This window comes from Macrococcus hajekii (assembly GCF_004359505.1).
GTDB classification, from domain to species: domain Bacteria; phylum Bacillota; class Bacilli; order Staphylococcales; family Staphylococcaceae; genus Macrococcus; species Macrococcus hajekii.
This window is the reverse complement of sequence record NZ_SCWE01000002.1, coordinates 26,018-48,161: the sequence shown is the minus strand read 5'-3', so window position 1 is coordinate 48,161 and position 22,144 is coordinate 26,018. Positions and strand designations below refer to the sequence as shown.

25 protein-coding genes are annotated in these 22,144 nt (G+C 39.2%); 22 read left to right on the top strand and 3 right to left on the bottom strand.

From position 1 onward, the window contains the following. The first annotated feature begins 28 nt into the window (after nt 1–28). The 4 genes from ERX37_RS05805 (at nt 29) to ERX37_RS05790 (ending at nt 4,424) form a co-directional block, all read left to right on the top strand. A complete protein-coding gene (locus ERX37_RS05805) occupies nt 29–700 on the top strand; it encodes a response regulator transcription factor (protein WP_133429738.1) in 672 nt (223 codons plus the stop codon). Beyond that, entirely contained in the window at nt 697–1,593 is an 897-nt protein-coding gene (locus ERX37_RS05800; protein WP_133429737.1) for a sensor histidine kinase, read from the top strand. The genes ERX37_RS05805 and ERX37_RS05800 overlap by 4 nt, the downstream gene beginning before the upstream one ends. A gap of 105 nt (nt 1,594–1,698) precedes the next feature. Then, on the top strand, nt 1,699–2,445 hold the full coding sequence (locus tag ERX37_RS05795; protein WP_133429736.1) for an ABC transporter ATP-binding protein: 747 nt from the start codon (nt 1,699–1,701) through the stop codon (nt 2,443–2,445). A 2-nt stretch (nt 2,446–2,447) separates the two neighbouring features. Further along, complete coding sequence (locus ERX37_RS05790) at nt 2,448–4,424, top strand: FtsX-like permease family protein (protein ID WP_133429735.1); 1,977 nt, start codon at nt 2,448–2,450, stop codon at nt 4,422–4,424. A 56-nt stretch (nt 4,425–4,480) separates the two neighbouring features. Here ERX37_RS05790 and ERX37_RS05785 read toward each other — a convergent pair whose 3' ends face one another. Beyond that, nucleotides 4,481–4,924 (bottom strand): MarR family winged helix-turn-helix transcriptional regulator, encoded by a 444-nt coding sequence (locus ERX37_RS05785; protein WP_133429734.1) that lies wholly within the window; start codon nt 4,922–4,924, stop codon nt 4,481–4,483. A 105-nt stretch (nt 4,925–5,029) separates the two neighbouring features. Between ERX37_RS05785 and ERX37_RS05780 the strand changes: the two genes are divergently transcribed. The 9 genes from ERX37_RS05780 to ERX37_RS05740 all read left to right on the top strand — a co-directional run bounded on the left by ERX37_RS05780 (nt 5,030) and on the right by ERX37_RS05740 (nt 13,744). Then, nucleotides 5,030–5,458, top strand: coding sequence for an organic hydroperoxide resistance protein (locus ERX37_RS05780; protein ID WP_133429733.1), 429 nt, complete (start codon nt 5,030–5,032; stop codon nt 5,456–5,458). A gap of 209 nt (nt 5,459–5,667) precedes the next feature. Further along, nucleotides 5,668–8,259, top strand: coding sequence for a pyruvate, phosphate dikinase (ppdK, locus tag ERX37_RS05775; protein WP_133429732.1), 2,592 nt, complete (start codon nt 5,668–5,670; stop codon nt 8,257–8,259). Beyond that, entirely contained in the window at nt 8,256–9,074 is an 819-nt protein-coding gene (locus tag ERX37_RS05770) for a pyruvate, water dikinase regulatory protein (RefSeq protein ID WP_133429731.1), read from the top strand. Before ppdK ends, ERX37_RS05770 begins: the two co-directional genes overlap by 4 nt. A 208-nt stretch (nt 9,075–9,282) precedes the next feature. After that, nucleotides 9,283–10,608, top strand: coding sequence for an APC family permease (locus ERX37_RS05765; RefSeq protein ID WP_133429730.1), 1,326 nt, complete (start codon nt 9,283–9,285; stop codon nt 10,606–10,608). Between the two features lie 145 nt (nt 10,609–10,753). Then, a complete protein-coding gene (locus tag ERX37_RS05760) occupies nt 10,754–11,257 on the top strand; it encodes a GNAT family N-acetyltransferase (protein ID WP_133429729.1) in 504 nt (167 codons plus the stop codon). Nucleotides 11,258–11,351: 94 nt separating this feature from the next. Beyond that, entirely contained in the window at nt 11,352–12,113 is a 762-nt protein-coding gene (locus tag ERX37_RS05755; RefSeq protein ID WP_208001680.1) for a MerR family transcriptional regulator, read from the top strand. Between the two features lie 33 nt (nt 12,114–12,146). Next, nucleotides 12,147–12,785 carry an endonuclease III domain-containing protein gene (locus tag ERX37_RS05750; RefSeq protein WP_133429727.1) on the top strand — a complete coding sequence of 213 codons (639 nt, stop codon included), beginning with the start codon at nt 12,147–12,149 and terminating at the stop codon, nt 12,783–12,785. 69 nt (nt 12,786–12,854) lie between these two features. Next, complete coding sequence (locus ERX37_RS05745; RefSeq protein WP_133429726.1) at nt 12,855–13,235, top strand: VOC family protein; 381 nt, start codon at nt 12,855–12,857, stop codon at nt 13,233–13,235. An 80-nt stretch (nt 13,236–13,315) separates the two neighbouring features. Further along, on the top strand, nt 13,316–13,744 hold the full coding sequence (locus ERX37_RS05740) for a VOC family protein (protein ID WP_133429725.1): 429 nt from the start codon (nt 13,316–13,318) through the stop codon (nt 13,742–13,744). Nucleotides 13,745–13,752: 8 nt separating this feature from the next. On the opposite strand, the gene ERX37_RS05735 is transcribed toward ERX37_RS05740, so the two are convergent. Further along, nucleotides 13,753–14,205 (bottom strand): MarR family winged helix-turn-helix transcriptional regulator, encoded by a 453-nt coding sequence (locus ERX37_RS05735; RefSeq protein WP_133429724.1) that lies wholly within the window; start codon nt 14,203–14,205, stop codon nt 13,753–13,755. A gap of 136 nt (nt 14,206–14,341) precedes the next feature. On the opposite strand from ERX37_RS05735, the gene ERX37_RS05730 reads away from it, so the two are divergent. The 3 genes from ERX37_RS05730 (at nt 14,342) to lepB (ending at nt 16,806) form a co-directional block, all read left to right on the top strand. Beyond that, nucleotides 14,342–15,982 (top strand): alpha-keto acid decarboxylase family protein, encoded by a 1,641-nt coding sequence (locus ERX37_RS05730; RefSeq protein WP_133429723.1) that lies wholly within the window; start codon nt 14,342–14,344, stop codon nt 15,980–15,982. 129 nt (nt 15,983–16,111) lie between these two features. Beyond that, nucleotides 16,112–16,378 carry an ATP-binding cassette domain-containing protein gene (locus ERX37_RS05725; protein WP_133429722.1) on the top strand — a complete coding sequence of 89 codons (267 nt, stop codon included), beginning with the start codon at nt 16,112–16,114 and terminating at the stop codon, nt 16,376–16,378. Nucleotides 16,379–16,386: 8 nt separating this feature from the next. After that, entirely contained in the window at nt 16,387–16,806 is a 420-nt protein-coding gene (gene lepB, locus ERX37_RS05720; RefSeq protein ID WP_133429721.1) for a signal peptidase I, read from the top strand. 28 nt (nt 16,807–16,834) lie between these two features. Here lepB and ERX37_RS05715 read toward each other — a convergent pair whose 3' ends face one another. After that, nucleotides 16,835–17,773, bottom strand: coding sequence for a DMT family transporter (locus tag ERX37_RS05715; protein ID WP_133429720.1), 939 nt, complete (start codon nt 17,771–17,773; stop codon nt 16,835–16,837). A gap of 163 nt (nt 17,774–17,936) precedes the next feature. Here ERX37_RS05715 and ERX37_RS05710 point away from each other — a divergent pair, with 163 nt between their 5' ends. The 6 genes from ERX37_RS05710 to ERX37_RS05685 all read left to right on the top strand — a co-directional run bounded on the left by ERX37_RS05710 (nt 17,937) and on the right by ERX37_RS05685 (nt 22,130). Then, nucleotides 17,937–18,314: a VOC family protein gene (locus ERX37_RS05710; RefSeq protein ID WP_133429719.1), complete on the top strand. Its 378-nt coding sequence runs from the start codon at nt 17,937–17,939 to the stop codon at nt 18,312–18,314. A gap of 45 nt (nt 18,315–18,359) precedes the next feature. Beyond that, on the top strand, nt 18,360–18,797 hold the full coding sequence (locus ERX37_RS05705; protein ID WP_133429718.1) for a VOC family protein: 438 nt from the start codon (nt 18,360–18,362) through the stop codon (nt 18,795–18,797). Nucleotides 18,798–18,905: 108 nt separating this feature from the next. Next, nucleotides 18,906–19,220 carry an ArsR/SmtB family transcription factor gene (locus tag ERX37_RS05700; protein WP_133429717.1) on the top strand — a complete coding sequence of 105 codons (315 nt, stop codon included), beginning with the start codon at nt 18,906–18,908 and terminating at the stop codon, nt 19,218–19,220. Beyond that, nucleotides 19,217–20,506, top strand: coding sequence for an arsenic transporter (locus tag ERX37_RS05695; RefSeq protein ID WP_133429716.1), 1,290 nt, complete (start codon nt 19,217–19,219; stop codon nt 20,504–20,506). Before ERX37_RS05700 ends, ERX37_RS05695 begins: the two co-directional genes overlap by 4 nt. A 10-nt stretch (nt 20,507–20,516) precedes the next feature. After that, a complete protein-coding gene (arsC, locus tag ERX37_RS05690; RefSeq protein ID WP_133429715.1) occupies nt 20,517–20,912 on the top strand; it encodes an arsenate reductase (thioredoxin) in 396 nt (131 codons plus the stop codon). A gap of 90 nt (nt 20,913–21,002) precedes the next feature. Then, complete coding sequence (locus tag ERX37_RS05685) at nt 21,003–22,130, top strand: MFS transporter (protein WP_133429714.1); 1,128 nt, start codon at nt 21,003–21,005, stop codon at nt 22,128–22,130. Nucleotides 22,131–22,144: the final 14 nt, after the last annotated feature.

Sequence of the window (22,144 nt, the reverse complement as noted above, 5' to 3'; positions counted from 1 at the left end):
AAACGCACCAACTGAAAGCAGGTGACTTATGAATATCCTCATTATAGAAGATGATCCCGTTATCGCCCGCGCGCTAAAGGATGAACTCAGTCGCTGGCAGTTCAATCCGCTGATTATCCAGGATTTTAATCATATTTTAGAAGAGTTTGAAGCTTTTCATCCGCATCTTATTCTGATGGATATTAATTTACCATCGTTTAATGGTTATCATTGGTGCCAGCAGATCAGACTCACTTCTAATGTGCCGATCATATTTATTAGTTCACGTACTGACTCCATGGACCAAGTGATGGCGATGCAGATGGGTGCAGATGATTTTATTGAAAAGCCGTTCAATATGTCGGTGACTATCAGCAAAATTCAGGCGCTCCTTCGTCGTACGTATGATTTCGTGCAGACGAAAAACGAACTGGAAGTAGATGGATGTAAGCTCGCAGTTGATGAGGCAAGAGTTTACTATGATGGACAGCATGCAACGCTTACTCACACAGAACTTCAAATTCTAGCAATGCTATTCAAACATAAAGGACAGTTTGTCAGTCGCAACGCATTGATTGAAAAGTGCTGGGAATCCGAGCACTTTATAGATGATAATACGCTCGCCGTCAATATGACTAGGCTACGTAAAAAATTGCTATCACTTGGACTCGACCAATTTATTACGACTAAGAAGAACATTGGATATGCGGTGGCTTTATGATTTTGTCTTTTCTCAATAGCCGCCGTCTGGAAATCATTTATTTCATGAGTCTGCTCATACTTTTCTTAGTGATTTTCTTTCTTTTTAATTTACCTATAGAAGCTTATATTCTTGCTGCCTGCATTACGCTTTTCATCACTATGCTTTATATGCTCATTCGTTTTATAAGTTACAAACAGGAAATTAATTTGAAAGAACGTAATAGTGAACTTGAATACAAGATTCAGCAGCTACGTAATGAACAAATTGATTATCAGCATGAAATTGAATCTTATTTTCTGATGTGGGTCCATCAGATGAAGACCCCTATTACAGCAACGAAGCTCTTGCTCGAAAATCCGGAAGAGGATGTTGTTGATAGAGTGCGTCATGAAATTCTGCAGATCGATAACTATACGAATCTGACCCTCAGTTATCTGAAACTGATGAATAACAGTACGGATATGCTATTTGTACCGGTGACCGTTGATGAACTCATCAGACCGATTATTAAGCGTTATTCTATCCAGTTTATTCACCATCAAACGCGCCTTCATTACGACAGTATCGAGAGTGAAGTACTGACTGATGCCAAATGGATGTCAATTTTACTTGAACAGCTCATTAATAACGCACTGAAATATGCACGCGGCAAAGATATATGGATTGAATACGATACTCGAACAAGTATGCTGGCCATCCGAGATAACGGTATCGGTATCAATCAAGCCGATCTGCCGAAGATATTTGACCGGGGTTTTTCAGGATTTAATGGCCGATTGAATGATAAAGCAAGTGGCATTGGGTTGTTCATTGCAAATGATATCTCTAAGAAACTCAATCAACCGATTATAGTAGCATCAGAACTAGGGGTTGGAACAACCTTTTCAGTCCGTTTAACACCTACTGATTAAACCTTTCATTTTTGTAAGATAACCGGCTGCCTTTGTAAGAGTAAATAAAGGCAGCCGGTTTTATTCTGTCATAAGATAGAGATAACAACAGAAAGGGTGAGGGACATGTTAGATATCAGAAATGTGAAAAAGGTATTTGGAAAAGGAGCTAACCAGACGATGGCTTTAAAAGATATGACGTTTTCAGTGGAAGAAGGAGAATTCGTTGCGATTATGGGTGAATCAGGTTCAGGTAAATCAACTTTGCTGAATATCATCGCAACATTCGACCAGCCGACAGAAGGAACTGTCATTATTGACCAGCAAAATGTAGGACAGCTCAAACAGCGAGAAGTCGCCAAGTTTCGTCGAGACGTACTCGGGTTCGTTTTCCAGGATTTCAATGTACTGCATACCATGACTAATCACGATAACATCCTCCTGCCGCTTGTGCTATCGAACGTTAAACCCAATCAGATGAATGAAAGACTGAATAGAATCGCGGAACCGTTGGGTATCAGTCAGCTGCTTGAAAAATATCCTTACCAGATTTCAGGGGGACAGCAGCAGCGGATCGCCATCGCACGTGCACTCATTTCAAACCCAAGTCTACTACTGGCAGATGAGCCAACAGGAGCGCTCGATTCAAAAACATCAGAAGATATTATGAACCTATTTAGACAGATTAACGAAGAACAACAGACGATACTCATGGTGACCCATTCTATTATCGATGCCGCCTACGCAGACCGTGTCCTTTTCATTAAAGATGGCATTCTTTATCATGAAATCTATAGAGGACGTGACAGCAGACCAGATTTTCAGAAGCGGATTTCAAATAGCATCGCCATGCTGAATGAAAGAGGTGAGTAATCATGACCTTCAGTCTAATCTGGAAACTGGTGATGCGAAATTTTAAATCACTGAGCAAAATTATGATGCCTTTTATCTTAGCTGCAAGTGTAATGTTCGGGTTGGAATATATCATGCTATCGCTTATGAGTAATGAGTATATACAGGAACGTCATGAAAATTTGCCGCAGTTAATCGGTTATGCCAATGTACTGACCTCTATATTGACAGTTGTATTCATCATTTATGCCAATCGTTTTGTAATGAAGCAAAGGAAAAAAGAATTTGCACTGAATACCATATTAGGAATGGAAAAGAAGCATCTGAGATTAATTCTTGGTTTTGAAGCACTTATCCAGTTCATACTTATTGCGATTATTAGTATTGCAGGCGGTTATTTGTTCGGAAACTTAATTTTTATGATTTTAAATCGACTTGTGAAAAGTACAGGCATTACTTTAATGGATTACCCGTTTGATATGCGGGCTGCAATGATTTCATTAATCTTACTTGCTTTACTGATGATATTCTTATTCATGATCAACAATATCATACTTACTTTAAATACTCCGTTAAAGCTGATGCAGGGGCAAAAAGCAGGAGAAAAGAAACAGAAGAAATGGATCATTATAGTAATGTTTGTGCTGGGGATTATCGGTCTGGTGGCCGCATACTATATGGCATTAACGACAGTAGGTGTCATTAACTCATTACAGACTATATTTGTAGCGGTTTTAATCGTAACAATCAGTACATACCTTTTATTTATGTCACTTACTATACTAGTGCTGCAGTCATTACAGAAAATACAGGGCATCTATTATAAACCTCAAAATTTCATTTCAATCTCAGGCTTACTTTCTAGAATGAGAGCAAATGCAGTGGGTCTAGCAAGTATTGCTGTTCTCTGCACATTTCTGATGGTCACACTCGGTATGTCGCTTACGACGTATAGAGGGATAGAGATGCAGATAAAGAGTGTAATGAAGCATGATTATGAGGTAACAATGTCTAAAAGCCAGGCAGTTAAGCAACTGGGAAATTTGAAAAAAGACATATCAAATTATGCTGATGTTGACCAGTTCAGACAAGGAGATGCTATTTTCGTAGGAATGTATAACCTGAGTGGTACCTTTGAAGCAATGGAAATGAAACCGTCACAGTCGGATATCAAAAATTCATTCTATAGTTTTGTAACTACTGTTGAAGGGCACAATTCTTTGAATGACGAACATCTTTCTTTGAAAGAAGGTCAAGTCGCAATCAGTTCCAATGCAGAACGGTTCACTCACTTTCAAAATGTGACACTCGGCCAGAAAGAATTCGATGTCATTAATCTGGATAAAGATTATGTGGGGGCAAAAGTAGGTATTGATGCGATTTATATGGTAGTTAAGGATGATAATGAAATGAAACGTCTGACAACTATTTACAAGGATTTGAACATTGAAACGAGAGAATATGAACCAGCATCAATCAGTACAGGTCTATCATTTAATATTAAAGGTGACGAGGATAAGTTTAATAAACAGATTCGATCTATAGAGAAGCAGTATAACATTGAAATTAGTCAGAAAAAAGAAGTTTCTAAACAATTATATGAAATGAATGGTGGTCTGATTTTTATAGGAATAGTCGTTTCAATTATACTTATTGCTGGTATGTTCCTGATTCTTTACTACAAACAGATATCAGAGGGTTATGAAGACAAGGAGAACTATCAGATTATGAAGAAAGTCGGCTTGCCGGAGTCATTGATCAAGACAAGTATCAACAAACAGATTTTCTGGATTTTTGCTTTGCCGATTCTGACAGCGATTATTCACACAGCTTTTGCTTCCAAGATTATCTATCAGCTGATGGGTCTGCTAGGTATACGTGATGTTTCACTCTTTTTGACCAGTTATCTGGGTGTTGCATTAGTCATTATGCTGGTTTATGGTCTGATGTACTGGCTTACCTCTAGAGCATATTTTGCTATCATCAATAAGGAATGTTAAAGGCTGATTTTATCACTTCTCAACTTTATAGAAGGGTCCATTCATATGAATGGACCCTATTTTTTGATGATTTCTATTAACTGTTGTTCAAGTTGCTGTGTCATGATGTGTGTTTCCTGTAAAAACTTCAGATCGATATTTTGATCAGAGAGGCAATGCTGGATTTTGGAGAGGATAGATGATTCATGCTGACGTCCTTTTTCTGTCAAAAAAACGAGCAGTTGACGTTTATCACTTTCTGCTGCGCGGCGCTCAATCCAACCTGCATGTTCCATTCGTTTGAGCAGAGGGGTTAGAGTATTACTTGCGAGATTAAGCTGTCTACCGATTTCGTGCAAGGGTTGTTCATCTTTCTGCCATAAAATCAGTAATACAAGATATTGAGGATAAGTTAGTTCAAATTCTGCCAATGCTTGATGATAGAATTTAATAAAAAGACGACTTGCATTATAAACAGAGAAACAAAGTTGGTTAGTCAGTTGATTTAAATGATCTGCCATTATGACTCCTTTCAATCGTGTGCGATTGACTTAATGATTTATAATATAGTATAATCTTTAATATATCTTAAATGACTTAATTAATATAGAGAAGGAGAGATAAGCATGGTCAAACCGTTATACGAGACAGCTATTATTAGTAAGGGTGGTAGAGATGGTAAAGTCTTCAGCGAAGACAATACATTCTATTTAGATATTGCGACACCAAAAGAAATGGGTGGTCAGGCAACGACTGAATCGAATCCAGAACAACTATTTGCAGCGGGCTACAGCGCTTGTTTCAATAATGCATTAATATTTATTTTGAAGAATGCGAAAGTAGAAGAGGCAGAACCAGAAGTGAAAGTCACCGCTTCATTATTACCTGACAAAGCAGATGGAGGGGTCAAGTTAGCTGCTGCGCTTGAAGTGACGCTGCACAATATGTCTCAAGAAGAAGCAGAAGAATACGTAGAGAAAGCACATAATTATTGTCCATACTCTAAAGCGTTGAAGCATTCTATTGATATTGAAATAGATGTTAATGCCATTTAAGGTGGATAGACTGGAATAATATCTGGTCTATTGTTTTATTAATAGTCTAATTGGTTGATTAACCATCAGCATGTTAGTAGATACAAAATAGCCCGTTCTCAGGAATGGGCTATTTTACATTTTCTTATATAAATGATTGTTATTTAAATTTTAATGTGACATACTAATAATCAAAACAGTATAACATATTAAATAATGAGGTGAATTTAATGAGCAAGTTTATTTACGCGTTTGAAGAAGGTCAGCAATCCATGAAAGATTTATTAGGAGGTAAGGGAGCTAACTTATCTGAGATGATGAGACTCGGACTTCCTGTTCCAAATGGTTTTACTATCACGACAGAAGCTTGTATCCAGTATCTTGAGAATGGTGGTTTATCGGATCAGGTGAAATCTGAACTTGAGGAACAACTTCAGTCTCTGTTTAAAAAGACGGAAAAATCCTTTTCTAATGATGCTTTACTGTTAGTTTCTGTGCGCAGTGGTGCGAAGATTTCTATGCCGGGTATGATGGATACTATCTTAAATTTAGGGTTGAATGATGATAACGTTGTAAAGCTTGCGAATAATACGAATGATGAACGTTTTGCCTATGACTGCTATCGCCGTCTTCTACAGATGTTCGGACAGGTTGTATACGAAATTCCGATGCATGCATTTGAGTCTTATTTCAATGATTATAAAAAGAAAAAAGGTTATACGTCAGATGCAGATATTCCTGCTGAAGATCTCAAGGAAATCTGCGAGCATTTTAAAGAAGTCTATATGGAAGAAGTCTATAAGCCCTTCCCTCAGGAGCCGCTTGAACAGTTGAACGAAGCAATAGAAGCGGTCTTCAAATCATGGAATAACGACCGTGCGCGTATTTACCGTGAACTGAATGAAATTCCACATGACATCGGGACTGCCGTCAATGTACAGGAAATGGTGTTCGGTAATAGCGGAGACAAGAGTGGCACAGGTGTGGCATTCACGCGTAACCCGTCTACTGGTGAAAACAAATTATACGGTGAGTATCTTCTGAACGCTCAAGGTGAAGATGTTGTAGCAGGAATTCGTACACCTAAAGAAATCGAGACATTAAATACACAGATGCCAGCTGTTTATCAGGCATTTGTTGATGTAACACACAAACTGGAGGAGCATTACCATGATATGCAGGATATTGAGTTTACAATTGAGGACGAGAAGCTCTTCATCCTTCAGACGCGTAATGGTAAACGTACTGCAAAAGCAGCGATGAAGATTGCAGTGGATATGGTTGAAGAAGGTGTGCTGACTAAAGAAGAAGCAATTTCTAAAGTAGAAACAAAATCGATTGATCAGTTATTACACCCAGCCTTTGAAGCGCAGGCTCTTGAAGATGCGGAAGTCATCTCACAAATTGGACTTCCTGCAAGTCCGGGTGCTGCAACGGGTAAAGTTGTTTTCACAGCGGCAGATGCAAAAAAACACGCTGAAGCAGGAGAGAAAGTTATTTTAGTTCGTCCTGAAACGTCTCCTGAAGATATTGAAGGTATGATTGCGAGTGAAGCGATTGTCACGACTCATGGAGGTATGACTTCTCACGCGGCTGTTGTGGCACGCGGTATGGGTAAATGTTGTGTGACGGGCTGTTCAGATCTTGATATCGATACGAAGAATAAGACTGTTAAATTCCCAAGTGGAGAACTTGCTGAAGGAGATATTATCTCTGTAGATGGTGCTACTGGTCGTATTTATCATGGTGAAGTGAAGACGACCAATGCAGAGCATAGTACTGAGTTCGAGCAGTTCATGAGCTGGACTGATGAAGTGGCACGTCTTAATGTACGAATGAACGCCGAAACTGAACAGGATATCGCGGCTGGTTATGAGTTTGGTGCGACGGGTATTGGTTTAGTCCGTACTGAGCATATGTTCTTCGGTGAAGAACGTCTGATTCAGATGCGTCGTTTCATCATTGCATCTAATCATGAGGAACGTGTTGCAGCACTTGATGAACTGAAGAAATATCAGGCTGAAGATTTCGAGAAAATCTTCCGTTTATCTGGAGAGAGACCGACGATCGTCCGTCTGCTGGATCCGCCGTTACATGAATTTGTACCGAAAGAACGCGAGGAAATCGAAGTAGTTGCTTCTCAACTGGGGCTTACTGTCGAGAAATTAGAGCGTCGTATCCTGGAACTTCAGGAAGTCAATCCGATGTTGGGTCATCGTGGCTGTCGATTAGCGATCACTTATCCTGAACTGTACGAAATGCAAGTCGAAGCGATGATGACAAGTATCCAGAAATTAAAAGATGAAGGGATTAACTGTCGTCCTGAAATTATGATTCCGCTTGTTTCGACTATTAAAGAATTCACAATCCTGAAAGAAACAATCGTCAATAAAATCAATGAGCTTAATGTAACAGTTGAATATAAAATTGGTACGATGATTGAGACCCCGCGTGCATGTCTGATTGCAGGCGAGCTGGCTGAAGTATGTGATTTCTTCAGCTTCGGTACTAATGATTTAACACAGCTTACTTATGGCTTCTCACGTGATGATGCAGGTAAATTCATCAATGATTATATCGATGGAGATATTCTTGCGATTGATCCATTCCAGACACTTGATGTAGAAGGTATCGGCCGACTGATCAAGATGGCAGTAGAACAAGCGAAAGCTGTAAAATCAGATATCAAAATTGGTGTCTGCGGAGAGCTCGGTGGTGATCCTAAATCTATTAACTACTTTAATACGCTTGCGATTGACTATGTGTCATGTTCACCTTACCGTGTGCCAGGCGCTCGTTTAGCAGCGGCACAGAGTAAATAGGAGGAAGACGGTTGGAAGACTTAAAAATATATGTTATCTCAGACTCAATTGGTGAGACTGCGCAACGTATGATACAAGCTACACTGACGCAGTTTCCTAAGATTGAGATGATTGAAATCAAGAAGTTTTCTTTCATCCATGATAAAGAAAGTTTCACTAATATCCTGAATATGGCAAAGAAAAATAATGCTATTATCGTGACCACTTTAGTAGATGAAGAAATGAATGAGTTCGGTAAGATATTCGCTGAACGTGAAGGAATCTCCTATATCGATTATATGACAAGTCTTATCCATGTTATTCAGCATCATACAGGCATGGAGCCTTTAATGGAGCGAGGTGCTTTTCGCAAGCTTGACGAAAAGTACTTCAAACGAATTGAAGCTATGGAGTATTCAGTTAAGTACGATGATGGTAAGAATTTTACTAATCTGCAGGAAGCAGATGCAGTCATTGTCGGGGTATCCCGTACTTCTAAGACACCACTCAGCATGTATCTCGCGAATAAGGGCTATAAGATTGCAAATATTCCGCTTGTACCAGAATCACCGGTACCTGAAGAAGTCTATCGCCAAAAAGGACTGCGTGTATTTGGTCTGACAGCAAGCCCTGATTATATTGCGAATATCAGAACTGAACGTGTGAAAGTATTGGGACTTCGTCAGGCCTCCAGCTATAATAACTTAAAGCGAATCAAGGAAGAGCTGAGTTATGCAGAAGAGGTCTTCCAACGTCTCAATGCGACGGTAATCAATACAGAATATAAATCAATTGAAGAATCTGCCTTTTATATTGAAAAATATTTAGGTAAATAAATCAGACGCACTCGAAAAATCGAGTGCGTTATTTAAATATTATTTCTCTATTTATAAACAATAAATTAATTAATTTATACCTTTTTAAAAGTTTGTGTAAGTTGTCACAAAATATTTAAATATAATTAAAATTAAGGTACTTTAATGTTAAGTTTTGTTGTATACTGTAAGTGCTTTCAAGGTTTAAAACATAAAAGGAGAGAAGAAAATGGCTGGTAACACGGAATTAAAAAAAGATATTGGCCTATTCCCGGCCCTCGCGCTGGTAATGGGTACAGTAATCGGATCAGGCGTCTTTTTTAAAGTAGCAACTATCACAGACTCTACACAATCAGTCGGACTTACACTGCTCGTCTGGATACTGGGTGGTATTATGACCATCTGTGCTGGACTGACAGCAGCAGAACTTGCAGCAGCAATCCCTGAAACAGGCGGGATGACAAAGTATCTTGAATACACTTATGGCGACTTCTGGGGCTTCTTATCAGGATGGGCGCTTGCATTTATCTATTTTCCTGCTAACGTAGCAGCACAAGCTATCGTCTTTGGTACACAACTTGTGAACTTATTCCATTTAGATCAGAATTTAGTTGTACCTATTTCAATTATTGCGGCATTATCAATTCTACTTATCAATTTAATCGGTTCAAAAGCGGGTGGAATGCTTCAATCTATTACACTGGTAGTTAAATTAATTCCTCTTGTACTTATCATTGTATTCGGTTTATTCCAACATGGAAATGTCGACTTTTCACTATTCCCGCCGATTGAAGGAGATAACGGCTTAATGTCAATTATCGGTGCTGGCTTACTTGCGACAATGTTCGCTTATGATGGCTGGATGCACGTAGGTAACATTGCCGGGGAAATGAAAAATCCTAAGAAAGATTTACCGCTTGCGATTACAGTAGGTATCGGTCTTGTAATGGCTATCTACTTACTAATCAATGCAGCGTTCTTATTAACATTACCAATCTCAGCATTAGCTGGTAACGAAAACGCAGCAGCAGATACAGCGATGGCATTATTCGGTGATCAAGGTGGTAAATTAATCACAATGGGTATCCTGATTTCTGTATATGGTGCACTGAACGGCTACACAATGACAGGTATGCGTGTTCCTTATGCGATGGCAGAGAACGGCATGTTACCATTCAATAAATGGTTCCTTAAATTAACAAACTCAGGTGCTCCATGGTTCAGCGGCCTTATCTTATATATTATTGCGATGGTCATGGTAACACTTGGTGCATTTGATTCAATTACGAACATGTTAATCTTTGTTATCTGGCTATTCTACTGTATGACATTCGTGGCAGTTATGATTTTAAGAAAAAGAGAACCCAATATGGAACGTCCTTATAAAGTGCCTCTTTATCCAATCATTCCTCTGATTGCACTTGTATCTGGTCTCTTTGTACTAGGTAACACACTGATGACACAGACAACACTTGCACTCATCGGTATTGGTATCACATTACTCGGTGTGCCAATTTATTACTACAAGAAAAATCAGAATAAAAAACATGCTTAAATAAAACGCACTTCATCATATAACTATGATGAAGTGTTTTTTTGTAGCTGCGCCATAATTAATAGAAATCAACTGAGGATAAATTGAAATTAAATAAGAACTTCAGTAATATTAAGAGTAAAGCATCTCGAGAGGAAGGGATAATATGAATGAATTCAGACGTTTGAATCAAATGGATGAGACTGCATTCATGGATTACTATAGAGAATGGTCTGTTCCAGATGAAATAGTACCTTCTGCAACACAGTTTAATCGTTACCATCATTTCGCTGATTTTCTGATTGCATTGAATCAACGTGAAGATGAATCGGAATGGGTGAACAATACGACCTTGTTCTATTTTGAAGATGATAGAATCATGGGTGCAGCGAATATACGTCATGAGCTGAATGAGGCACTGCTTCAGACAGGAGGACATATCGGTTACGGCGTTAGACCGACTGAGCGCAGTAAAGGCTATGCCACATTGATATTAAAGCAGGCTCTTGAATACTTGAAAAAGTTAAATATTAGTCGTGCACTCGTGACTTGTGACGAAGATAATCCTGCTTCTGCCAGTGTGATTGTTAAAAATGGAGGACAGGAAGATAATAGTTTTATGCAGGATAATCGCATTAAAGTCAGACGGTTCTGGATAGATATTAAATAAAGACTTCAGCGGTTGCTGAAGTCTTTATTTAGTGAATAGATTTGACATTAACGTTACGTCAGGCTTTATGATGAAGTTAAGGAGGTTGTTGTTGATGTATACCATAAAAGAATTAGCAGATTTATCAGGTGTCAGTACTCGGACGCTCCGGTATTACGATAACATTGATTTATTAAAACCTCATACTTTAACAGATGCAGGCTATAGAAAATACAGTACTGTAGAAGTGGAGAGGTTGCAGCAGATCCTCTTTTACCGGGCACTTGATTTTAGTCTGCAGGAAATCAAGCATCTACTGGACGAGGATGATTATAGCGTAAAGAACGCATTACTTAATCAGAAGCATCAGCTGCTGCAGAAACGTAAACAGCTGGATAAATTACTGCATCATATCGAACAAACGATAAGCTATTATGAGGGAGAGATTGAGATGACAGATCATGAGAAGTTTGAGGCTTTTAAGCAGGCTAAATTAGAAGAAAATGAGCAGCTATATGGTGAGGCAATCAGAGCACGATACGGAGAAAAGGCAGTGGAGAGTTCCAATCAGAACTGGCAGCACCTCTCCGAAGCGGACTATGACCGGGCTGTAGCGGCTGAAGAACGTCTTATCTCAGAGCTGAATTACCTTCTGGAACATCGGATCAGTGATCTCAATGATTCACATGCAGAGCGCGCCTTTCTTGCACATCGAGAGTGGCTTGAAATTATGGCTCCCTTTTATAGTAAGGACTACCACCGCAGTTTAGGGGAAATGTATATAGCAGACCACAGATTTGCCAACTATTATAATAATCGAACAGAGCAAGATTCAGTAGAACTATTAAAGGCGATCATTAATCAGTGGACGAATTAATATAGACAGATTGATAACAAGGGAGATATTGCTATGCTTAGTTCAAGAGCGCTATTTGACATCCTATATAAGGAGATGGGTCCGCTTCACTGGTGGCCTGCAGAGAGTGAAATTGAGATGATGACCGGTGCTATACTTGTTCAGAATACAAACTGGAACAATGTAGAGCGGTCGCTGCTTAACTTAAAAGCAAAAACAAATTTCGAGGCAGATAGAATAACAGCCCTCTCTATTGAAAAGCTTCAGGAACTGATTAGACCGAGTGGTTTCTATAAAAATAAATCAAAAGCATTGATGGCCCTATTTAATTGGCTGGAAACATTCGATTATCAATATGATGAAATCGATAAAAAATGGGGTTCTGAATTAAGACAGACACTTCTGTCACTGCATGGCATTGGGCCTGAAACTGCTGATGTGCTGCTCGTCTATTTATTCGGACGAGTGGAATTTATACCTGATAGTTATACGAGACGCCTCTACAGACAGTTGGGCTATTCACACACGGAGAGCTATAATAAGTTTAAAAAAGAGGTTCAAATTGATGACTTCACTAATGCGGAAGCGAAAGAATTTCACGGCTTACTTGATGAATTCGGTAAGCGCTATTTAACGACCAAAGCGAAGGATGAGGATCATTTTCTAAAATCATTTTTTGTCGATGATATTTAAGTTGCAGATTTACAACTTCATCTCAATTATAGTATCGTTTAGTTATTACAAGGAAATGAGGGTGGGCAAATGATCGCTAGTTTACATCAGGTGATGCTTTATGTAGATAATCAGCAGGAGGTAGTTAAGTTCTGGACTGAACAAGTAGGATTTGAAAAGCTGGCTGAAAATGAACTTCCGGAAGGTTATCAGTCAGTGGAAATAGCACCTCATGCAGAATCTGAGACGTCTCTTGTCATTTTTGATAAGGCATTTATTAAAAAATACAGTCCGATGGTGAGCCTGGAGACGCCTTCACTTATGTTCAATGTAAATAATGCAGATGATTTATACCAGTCGTTCAAAGAAAAGGGGATTACAGTAGGCGAACTTACAGCTATGCCTAATATGAAAGTCTTTAATTTCTGTGATCCGGACGAAAACTATTTTGCTGTTATGGAGCAGCTTTAACAGAAAATTTACACCCCTGACATTTTGAGTTCAATGAATCATGCTATGATGGTGCTATGAAAAAGGGGAGGTTATTGATCATGGCTAGTTTAATTCCATATTTATCGTTTGAGAATACTAAAGAAGCACTCACTTATTATGAAGATGTATTCGGTGCAACTGATATTAATCGGGTGCCGGTCGGTCGTGAGCAAGCTGATCAATTTGGCGTTGACCCTGATAAGGCAGAAGAGATGACGATGCACTCAGAATTTGAAGTGGGCGGGCAGAAGCTATATGCAGCTGATCGTTTCAGTGAAACAGGCGATTTTAATCGCAGCATCTCACTGTCACTGAACTTTGATCAGCAGAATCCTGATGAAGTGAAACGGTTTGATGATATTTTTACAAAGATTGCCGCACATCCCGATACAGAGGTCGCAATGCCACTTGGTAAACAGTTCTGGGGTGGTATGATGGGGGCACTAACAGACAAATATGGAATTAACTGGATGTTCAATGGTGACTAAAAGAGCGATTAATCGCTCTTTTTTTTGTTTTTAAATTGACTGATGATCTCGTAGCCGGGACGTTTAGATGCAAATGCCTCGATTACTTCATGCCAGTCAGTCCCTGCACTTTCAAATACGGTCTGGAACAATTCAATCTGAGCCTGATTAAGTTTCTGTATTAAGGCTTCACCTTCATGAGTGGCATGGAGTTGTTTCATTCGCCTATCGTGTTCAGCAGGTCTTTCCTCAATTAAGTTCTGAGCTTTTAATGTTTTCAGCGTCTCGTGAGAGCCTTGTTTAGAGATTTCCATCAGCTGCAGTAGCTCTTTAACAGTAATGTCAGGTAGTTTACTGATAAAGAAGAGGAAACGATGGTGCTGTCTATTCATACCATATTGACTAATAATATCATCAGCAGTTTTGATGAATGTCTGGTAGCCAAAATAAAAGAGCATTAAGTCATCGTCATTCGATTTCATTGAATCACCTCATCATTGATATCTTTATTATAAATCATTTTTGATATTTCTGAACGATAAAATAGGTCAACCATTTTGACTTAAATAATATTTGATATTATACTTAATTTATTCACTTAATGAAAGGATGAACGAGATGAAGAGAAGAGTCGGACAATATTTAATCGATCAGATCAGTGTATATGGTGTTGATCAAATATTTGGTGTGCCGGGAGACTTTAATCTGGCATTTTTAGATGATATCGTCAGTCATGAGCAAGTTGAATGGATCGGCAATACGAATGAACTGAATGCCAGCTATGCGGCAGATGGCTACGCACGCATCAAAGGACTCGGAGCACTTGTGACGACATTTGGTGTGGGTGAATTAAGCGCAGTCAATGGTATTGCAGGTTCATACGCAGAACGAGTGCCTGTTGTCGCTATTACAGGAGCACCGACAACGGTTGTGGAACAGGCGAAACGCTACGTGCACCATTCACTTGGTGAGGGTGTCTTTGATGACTATCAACGCATGTTCGAACCGATTACATGTGGCCAGATTTATCTGACAGCAGATAATGCTGCTATAGAAATTCCACGTATTATTGCTAAAGCCATTCGTTTTCAGCGTCCTGTACATATCCATCTGCCGATTGATGTAGCGATGACAGAAATCGAAGTGAAAGAGGCGACGGTTCAACCGATGCTTTCACAAGATGTCTCAGTCTTTACTGACCTGATTCAAGAACGTCTAAAAGAAGCACAACAACCTGTGCTGATTGCAGGTCATGAAATCAATTCATTTAAACTGCACGAAGAACTTGAGCAATTCGTTAATCAGACTCATATTCCAGTTGCACAGTTATCATTAGGTAAAGGGGCTTTCAATGAAGAGAACCCACATTATATCGGTATCTTTGATGGCAAAATTGCACACAAAGATGTCAGAGACTATGTGAATAGTAGTGACTGCATTATCAACTTGGGAGCGAAGCTAACTGATTCTGCAACAGCAGGTTTTTCTTATGAGTTTAAGACTGAAGACGTTATTTTCATTAATGATGAAGACTTTAGAGTTGATTCTACTTATCATACCGATGTTTCATTACGCGACATGATGCGCAGTCTGTTGACATTAAATTATGAGAACACAGCAAACTTCACACCGTTCAATCGTGAGCATATGACTGACTTCATTTTGAATGATGAAGCATTGACACAGGAAAACTATTTCAAGATGATCAATCATTTTCTGCAGCAAGATGATGTTTTACTTGCAGAACAAGGTACATCCTTCTTTGGAGCCTATGACTTAGTATTATATGCAGGTAATCAGTTCATCGGGCAACCTCTGTGGGGATCAATCGGCTACACTCTCCCAGCATTATTAGGCACACAGATGGCCGATAAGAAGCGCCGCAACGTACTATTGATCGGCGACGGCTCATTCCAGCTGACAGCTCAAGAACTGTCCACGATGATTCGTCATCAGCTGAAACCGATTATCTTCCTTATCAATAATGATGGCTATACCGTTGAGCGATTGATTCATGGTGAAAAGGAAATTTATAATGACATTCAGATGTGGGACTATACAGCATTACCCGCTGTTTTTGGTGGAAAAGATCATGTGCAGACACATAAAGCAAGTACTTCAAATGAACTGAAGACTGTAATGGATACAGTTGATCAGCAGCCAGATAAAATGCATTTTATTGAAGTGACAATGGGTATGCTGGATGCACCGGAAAAACTAGTGAATATCAGTAAGGCTTTTGCAGCACAAAATAAATAACAGGATGAACCGGAAACTTTGAGTTTACGGTTTTTTGTTTCTTATTAATTATTTACATAATATTTACATTCATTTAAAAATTCAATGCTACTCTGAAATGCTAGTATAGCTAGCGGAGGAGGAAATAAAGTGTCTATTGAGCTTAAAAATGTGTCGATGAAATTTAAGGATACAACAGCAGTTCATGATGTTAATTTAAAAATTGAAGAAGGACAGCTTGTTAGTTTGCTTGGTCCATCTGGATGTGGTAAAAGTACGACCTTGTTTATGTTAGCTGGTTTATATGAACCTACTGATGGCAGTATTCTATTTAACAGTAAAGATGTGACGAGATTGGAGCCGGAAAAAAGAAATATAGGCATGGTATTAAGGACCGGCTTATTGTCAGCAAAATAGCGAAATCCATGGATTCGATTCAGCGAGGAGATGTCATTGTTTTTCATGCCAGTCAAGATAAGGATTACATTAAACGATTGATTGGAGTTCCAGGAGATACGGTCGAATATAAGGAAGATCAGCTTTACATCAATGATAAAAAAGTTGAGGAAAAATATCTGGATGAAAATAAACAGCATAAGCAGCATAGAGTGCTGACAGAAGATATCGGCGTCAAAGATATGGTTAACTCAGAAGGGCAGTCTAAGATTCCGGAAGGCAGATACTTAGTTCTTGGAGACAATCGGGATAATAGCAGTGATAGTCGCTATGAACTTGGTTTAATTAAGAAAAATAAAGTTGTAGGCGAAGCGGTTGTACGACTGTTTCCATTTGACCGCATGGCATATAATTTCTATCCAAAGTCATTTGATATGGTTAACAAATAAGGAGAGGCTCATCGCAGTCTCTCCTTATTTAGACAAGTTTAATTAAAACCACACCTATAATCATCAATATCAGTCCTGCTATCTGGACGCCGGTAATAGGTACTCGTCTTGCATTGAACCAACCGAACTGATCAATGGCAATACTGCATATCAATTGACCGACTAGACTCGCAACGACAACGACTCCAGTTCCAAGAATCGGCACAAGAGCAGCCATGCTGAGTACGAAAAAGGCTCCAATAATACCACCGAGTAAAATCCACTTCGGCTTATCAGAACCGAATGCCAGCTTAACCTGATGGACATTGCGAAGAATCAAGGTGATACCGATAAAAAGTAGAAGGGTTCCTACTAGAAATGAAATAAATGCAGCATGAACAGGCGAGTCAAGTACGCCGCCCAGTTTGCCGTTAATAGCGGATTGTGTAGCCATCAACATCCCTGCTAATACACCGAATAACTGATAAGGTAACTTACTGCCATCAGCCTGTTCGATAGAGTGGCCTTGTCTTTTACGTAAATATTCCGGTAAGACGATAACAGCGACAATCCCTGCAATCAGTAGAATGACACCGACTATCCGTATAAAAGACAGTGGGATTTCAGGTGAACCGAAAAAGCCGAAATGATCGATAATCATACTGGCAAAAATCTGACCGAGAATCGGTAGAATAACAGTCTGAACACCGCCCAGTTTCGGAAAGAGCAGAATATTACCTGTCAGACCAATCAGACCAAGTAATCCACCTATCCATAGCCACCAAGGTGAATGAACGATAATCTCCCGTGGTATGAGAAGGGTATGCTTAGTGAAGAGTGTGACAAACATTAGAAAAACCGTACCGACTGAAAATGATATAAAAGAAGCGATAAACGGAGATAGCACATAGGACCTTAACCTTGAATTGATAGCGGTTTGAATGGGGATACCGAGACCGATGATTAAGGCGATCAATAAATAAAACACAGACAACACTCCTCTACCTAGATAACTTTATTATAGAACTGTCGACATAAAAAGGGTGAAATAAATTGAGATTTTCAGCACTCAGATTTGAAAAGAGTGTCGATGCCCCTTATATTGAAGAAGAGATATAATTAATAGCCATTAATAGCAGAGGAGAATAAAAATGAACTCATATTGGATTAACTTGCCCGTTAAAGATATCGAGCGGACGATTCAGTTTTACGAAGGGGTAGGTATGACTCAAGGAGGCGGAAATATCGCTGATGCACGTGTTTCTTTTAAGCTTGGCAGTCAGGTGATGATGTTCTTTCAGAAGGATGCCATAGCCAAAAATATCGGACGTGAATTACAGGATGGACATACACATAATGAGACGATTATTTCTTTTGATGCACAGACGAAGGAGGAAGTAGATACGATTGCAGCTAAAATTGAAGAACTGGGCGGCAGATTATTATCTCCTCCGCATGAGAGTATGGGATACTACGGCATCATGTTCCAGGATCCGGATGGTCATCTGTTCAATATCATCGTAATGTAGTTATATATGTAGTATGCAACATAACTTAATAAGAGGAGGATGATGATGTTTAAAGCAGTGACTTATTTCAACTTTTCAAACGCTCTAGAAGCATTGCAGTTCTATGAAAATAAACTTGGAGCCAAAGTCATTACTCAAACAATGGGAGATGACGATATGTTTAAGGGTATGCCTGATGAATACAAGGTGCCGCAAGAAGTCGCCAGCAAGTTCGTGATGAATGCTGAATTTGTACTGCTAGGTAACCGATTTATGGTGAGCGATACAATGGGACAGCGTCCGGTCAACAATGAAGGAGTAAATATCTGTTTTACGTTTGACGCCAATGACACGAAAGAGATTGAAAAAGCAACTGCATTCTATAATCAGGCGATTGAAGCGGGTTGTGAAGCTACCATGCCACTTGGACAGACAGAGTGGACAAAATTATATGGTATGTTCAAAGATCCATACGGAGTTACTTGGATGGTTAATGCCTGTTAAGAGAAGAACGCTGCGGCGTTCTTTTTTATGACATTTAACATATAGACAATTATCTATATGTTGTGTATTCTATATATAGATGATTATCTATATAAGGGAAGTGATGTAATGAACTATGACAGAATGGCTCAAATATTCAAAGTATTATCAGATAAAAATAGAGTCGAAATTCTAGATTTACTATCGTGCGGTCCGCTATGCGCCTGTGATATTCTGTCTCATTTTGATGTGACTCAGCCGACGCTTAGTCATCATATGAAGCAGCTGGTGGAAACAGGGCTTGTTGAATCATGGAGAGAGGGGAAGAACACGATGTATCAATTGAATGCGAAGGTAACTTCTGACTGGCTGAATTTAAATCAGCAGTTATTTACAGCAGATGAACGATGTATCTGTCATTCCATGTGTGGTGATGAACAATGATGATTATTGCAATCATAATCTTCTTACTGACCCTGCTTCTTGTCATCTGGCAGCCTAAAAACTTATCTATCGGCTATTCGGCAGTAGGGGGAGCTGTTCTTGCGCTGCTGTTTGGCGTTGTGAATCTGACTGATGTCATAGATGTCACGACGATTGTCTGGAATGCGACGTTCACGTTTATTGCAGTCATTCTGATTTCTCTTATATTAGATCAGATCGGTTTCTTTGAGTGGGCAGCACTGCATATGACGCGTCTTGCAAAAGGGAATTCATTCTTGATGTTCGTATATATCTGTATATTGGGTGCACTTGTCGCCGCATTCTTTGCGAATGACGGAGCTGCTCTTATTCTGACACCGATTGTACTCGCTATGGTCCGTCACTTGAAGTTCAGCGAGAAAGTAGTTTTTCCATTTATCATTGCCTCTGGTTTTATAGCGGATACAACAAGTTTGCCGTTAGTAGTCAGTAACTTAGTCAATATCGTTTCAGCCGATTATTTTAATATCGGTTTCGCTGAATATGCAAAAATAATGTTCATTCCTAATATTTTCAGTTTGATCGCTAGTATTGCAGTCTTGTGGCTTTATTTTAGACGCTATATACCGAAGCGCTATGATGAATCCATGCTTCGTCAGCCTGCATCAGCTATTAAGGACTTCCGCTTATTCAAAATTTCATGGTTAGTACTTTTTCTCTTACTGACTGGTTATTTGGTAAGTGACTTCGTTCAAGTACCCGTCTCATTGATCGCCGGCACGATTGCATTTGTCTTTATTCTACTTGCAAGAAAAAGTCCGGCTGTTCAGACAGGTGAAGTCATTAAAGGTGCTCCGTGGGCAATTGTTTTCTTCTCGATTGGCATGTATGTAGTTGTATATGGTCTTAAAAACGTCGGATTGACGAATGTGCTTGCAGATATCATCAATCAATTTAATGGAACATTGTTTGGTTCTATTATGGGTATGGGCTTTCTGGCGGCATTCTTATCCTCTGTTATGAATAATATGCCAACTGTGCTTATTGATTTGATTGCGATTGACCAGTCTCACGCTCAAGGTATTATCCAGCAGGGACTGACTTATGCCAATGTCGTCGGAAGTGATTTAGGTCCTAAAATCACACCGATCGGCTCCCTCGCAACATTGCTCTGGCTCCACGTTCTCAGTCAGAAGGGTGTTAAAATTTCGTGGGGAATTTACTTTAAAACAGGGATTATCATTACGATACCCGTACTATTCTTTACGTTGCTCGGCTTGTATTTATCAATGAAAATATTTGGTTAAGGAGATTAAAATGACTCAAACGATTTATTTCTTATGTACAGGTAACTCATGTCGCAGTCAGATTGCTGAAGGATTTGCAAAGAAGTATTTAACTGACTGGCACGTTTATTCAGCAGGAATTGAAACGCATGGTGTCAATCCGAAAGCGATAGAAGTTATGAAGGAAGTAGGGATTGATATCAGTGATCAGACCTCTGACAAAATTAATACTGATATTTTGAATCATGCAGATTTAGTCGTAACACTTTGTGATCATGCAAGAGATGTCTGCCCTGTTGCACCTGCTCATGTCAGAACAGAACACTGGGGATTTGAAGATCCGGCAGGTCAGGATTGGTCTGTATTCCAGCAAGTACGTGATGCAATAGGTGCTCGAATTAAACAATTCAGTGAAACAGAAAAATAGTACACAAATAAACCTGTCATTTAATGACAGGTTTATTTTATTAAGTCAGGGTATAAGGTAAAGTATTTTAAATAAAGGAGAACACTAAAATTGAATAAAGAGAAAGAAATTGTATTTACGGGTATCGTTTTTATTGCGATGGCTTATGGTATATCCCGCTTTAGTTACGGTCTGCTTTTACCTTACTTTGGTGATGATCTTGATCTGACTAATAGAGTTTCCGGTGTCATATCAGCCATATCGTATTTAACATATTGTCTTGGAATTGTTTCCATGTTTACGATCTTTAAGTATTACCAGCCGCGTGCTATTCTGCTTATTTCGGGATCGCTGTCATTATATGGTCTTTATGCCATGATGGTTGCAGATCATTATCCTTTATTTGGTGCTGGAGTCATTATATTAGGATTTTCCGCTGGACTCGCAACCGCACCATTTGGACAGATTATTAAAGAAAAAGTGCAGTATGGTCATCAGGATAGAAGTAATTCCTGGATTAATACAGGAATCGGTTTAGGTCTGATATTAGTCGGCATGATTGTGTGGGTGGTAGGTGACGCATGGCGAATCAGCTACGCACTATTTCTAGTCATCAGTCTGATTATTATGTATTTCAGCTATAAGAAGCTGCCGAAAGTGGAGATGAGCCATCTGAATTATAGTATTGATCTTAAACATATCTTTTATGGTAAGAAGCTGATTATTTCCACTGTACTCTTAGGAATCGGGACTTCAGCTTACTGGACTTACTTCCAGTCCTATCTTTTCCAGACGCAGCATGCTGACCTTAAGAACTTATTTTGGATTGTTCTTGGGATAGGGGGGATGTTAGGCGGTTTCGCAGGTCATCTGAATGAACGTTTAGGGATGACTAAAATCCATATTATTACTTCGATACTGTTGGGTATTGCGAATATCACATTAGTGCTGACAGAAAATTTTGCATTGATGCTGTTTTCAACCGGCTTATTTGGTTTAGTTTATGTCTTCGCTATGGGTGTCTATGCCTTCTGGTGTGCTAGACTTTATGTGGAATATCCTGCGATGGGAATCATCGTGACCTTTGTTAGTTTGGCAGCCGGACAGTTCATCGGAACTTTCTTATCAGGTTTTCTACTTGAAGAATTCGGTTTCCAGATTCTATTTTATATTTATGGGGTCTTCAGTCTGATGAATATTTTATTTAGACCTTTAGCTGAAGAACTGGCGGATTTATAATAAATGAACACAAA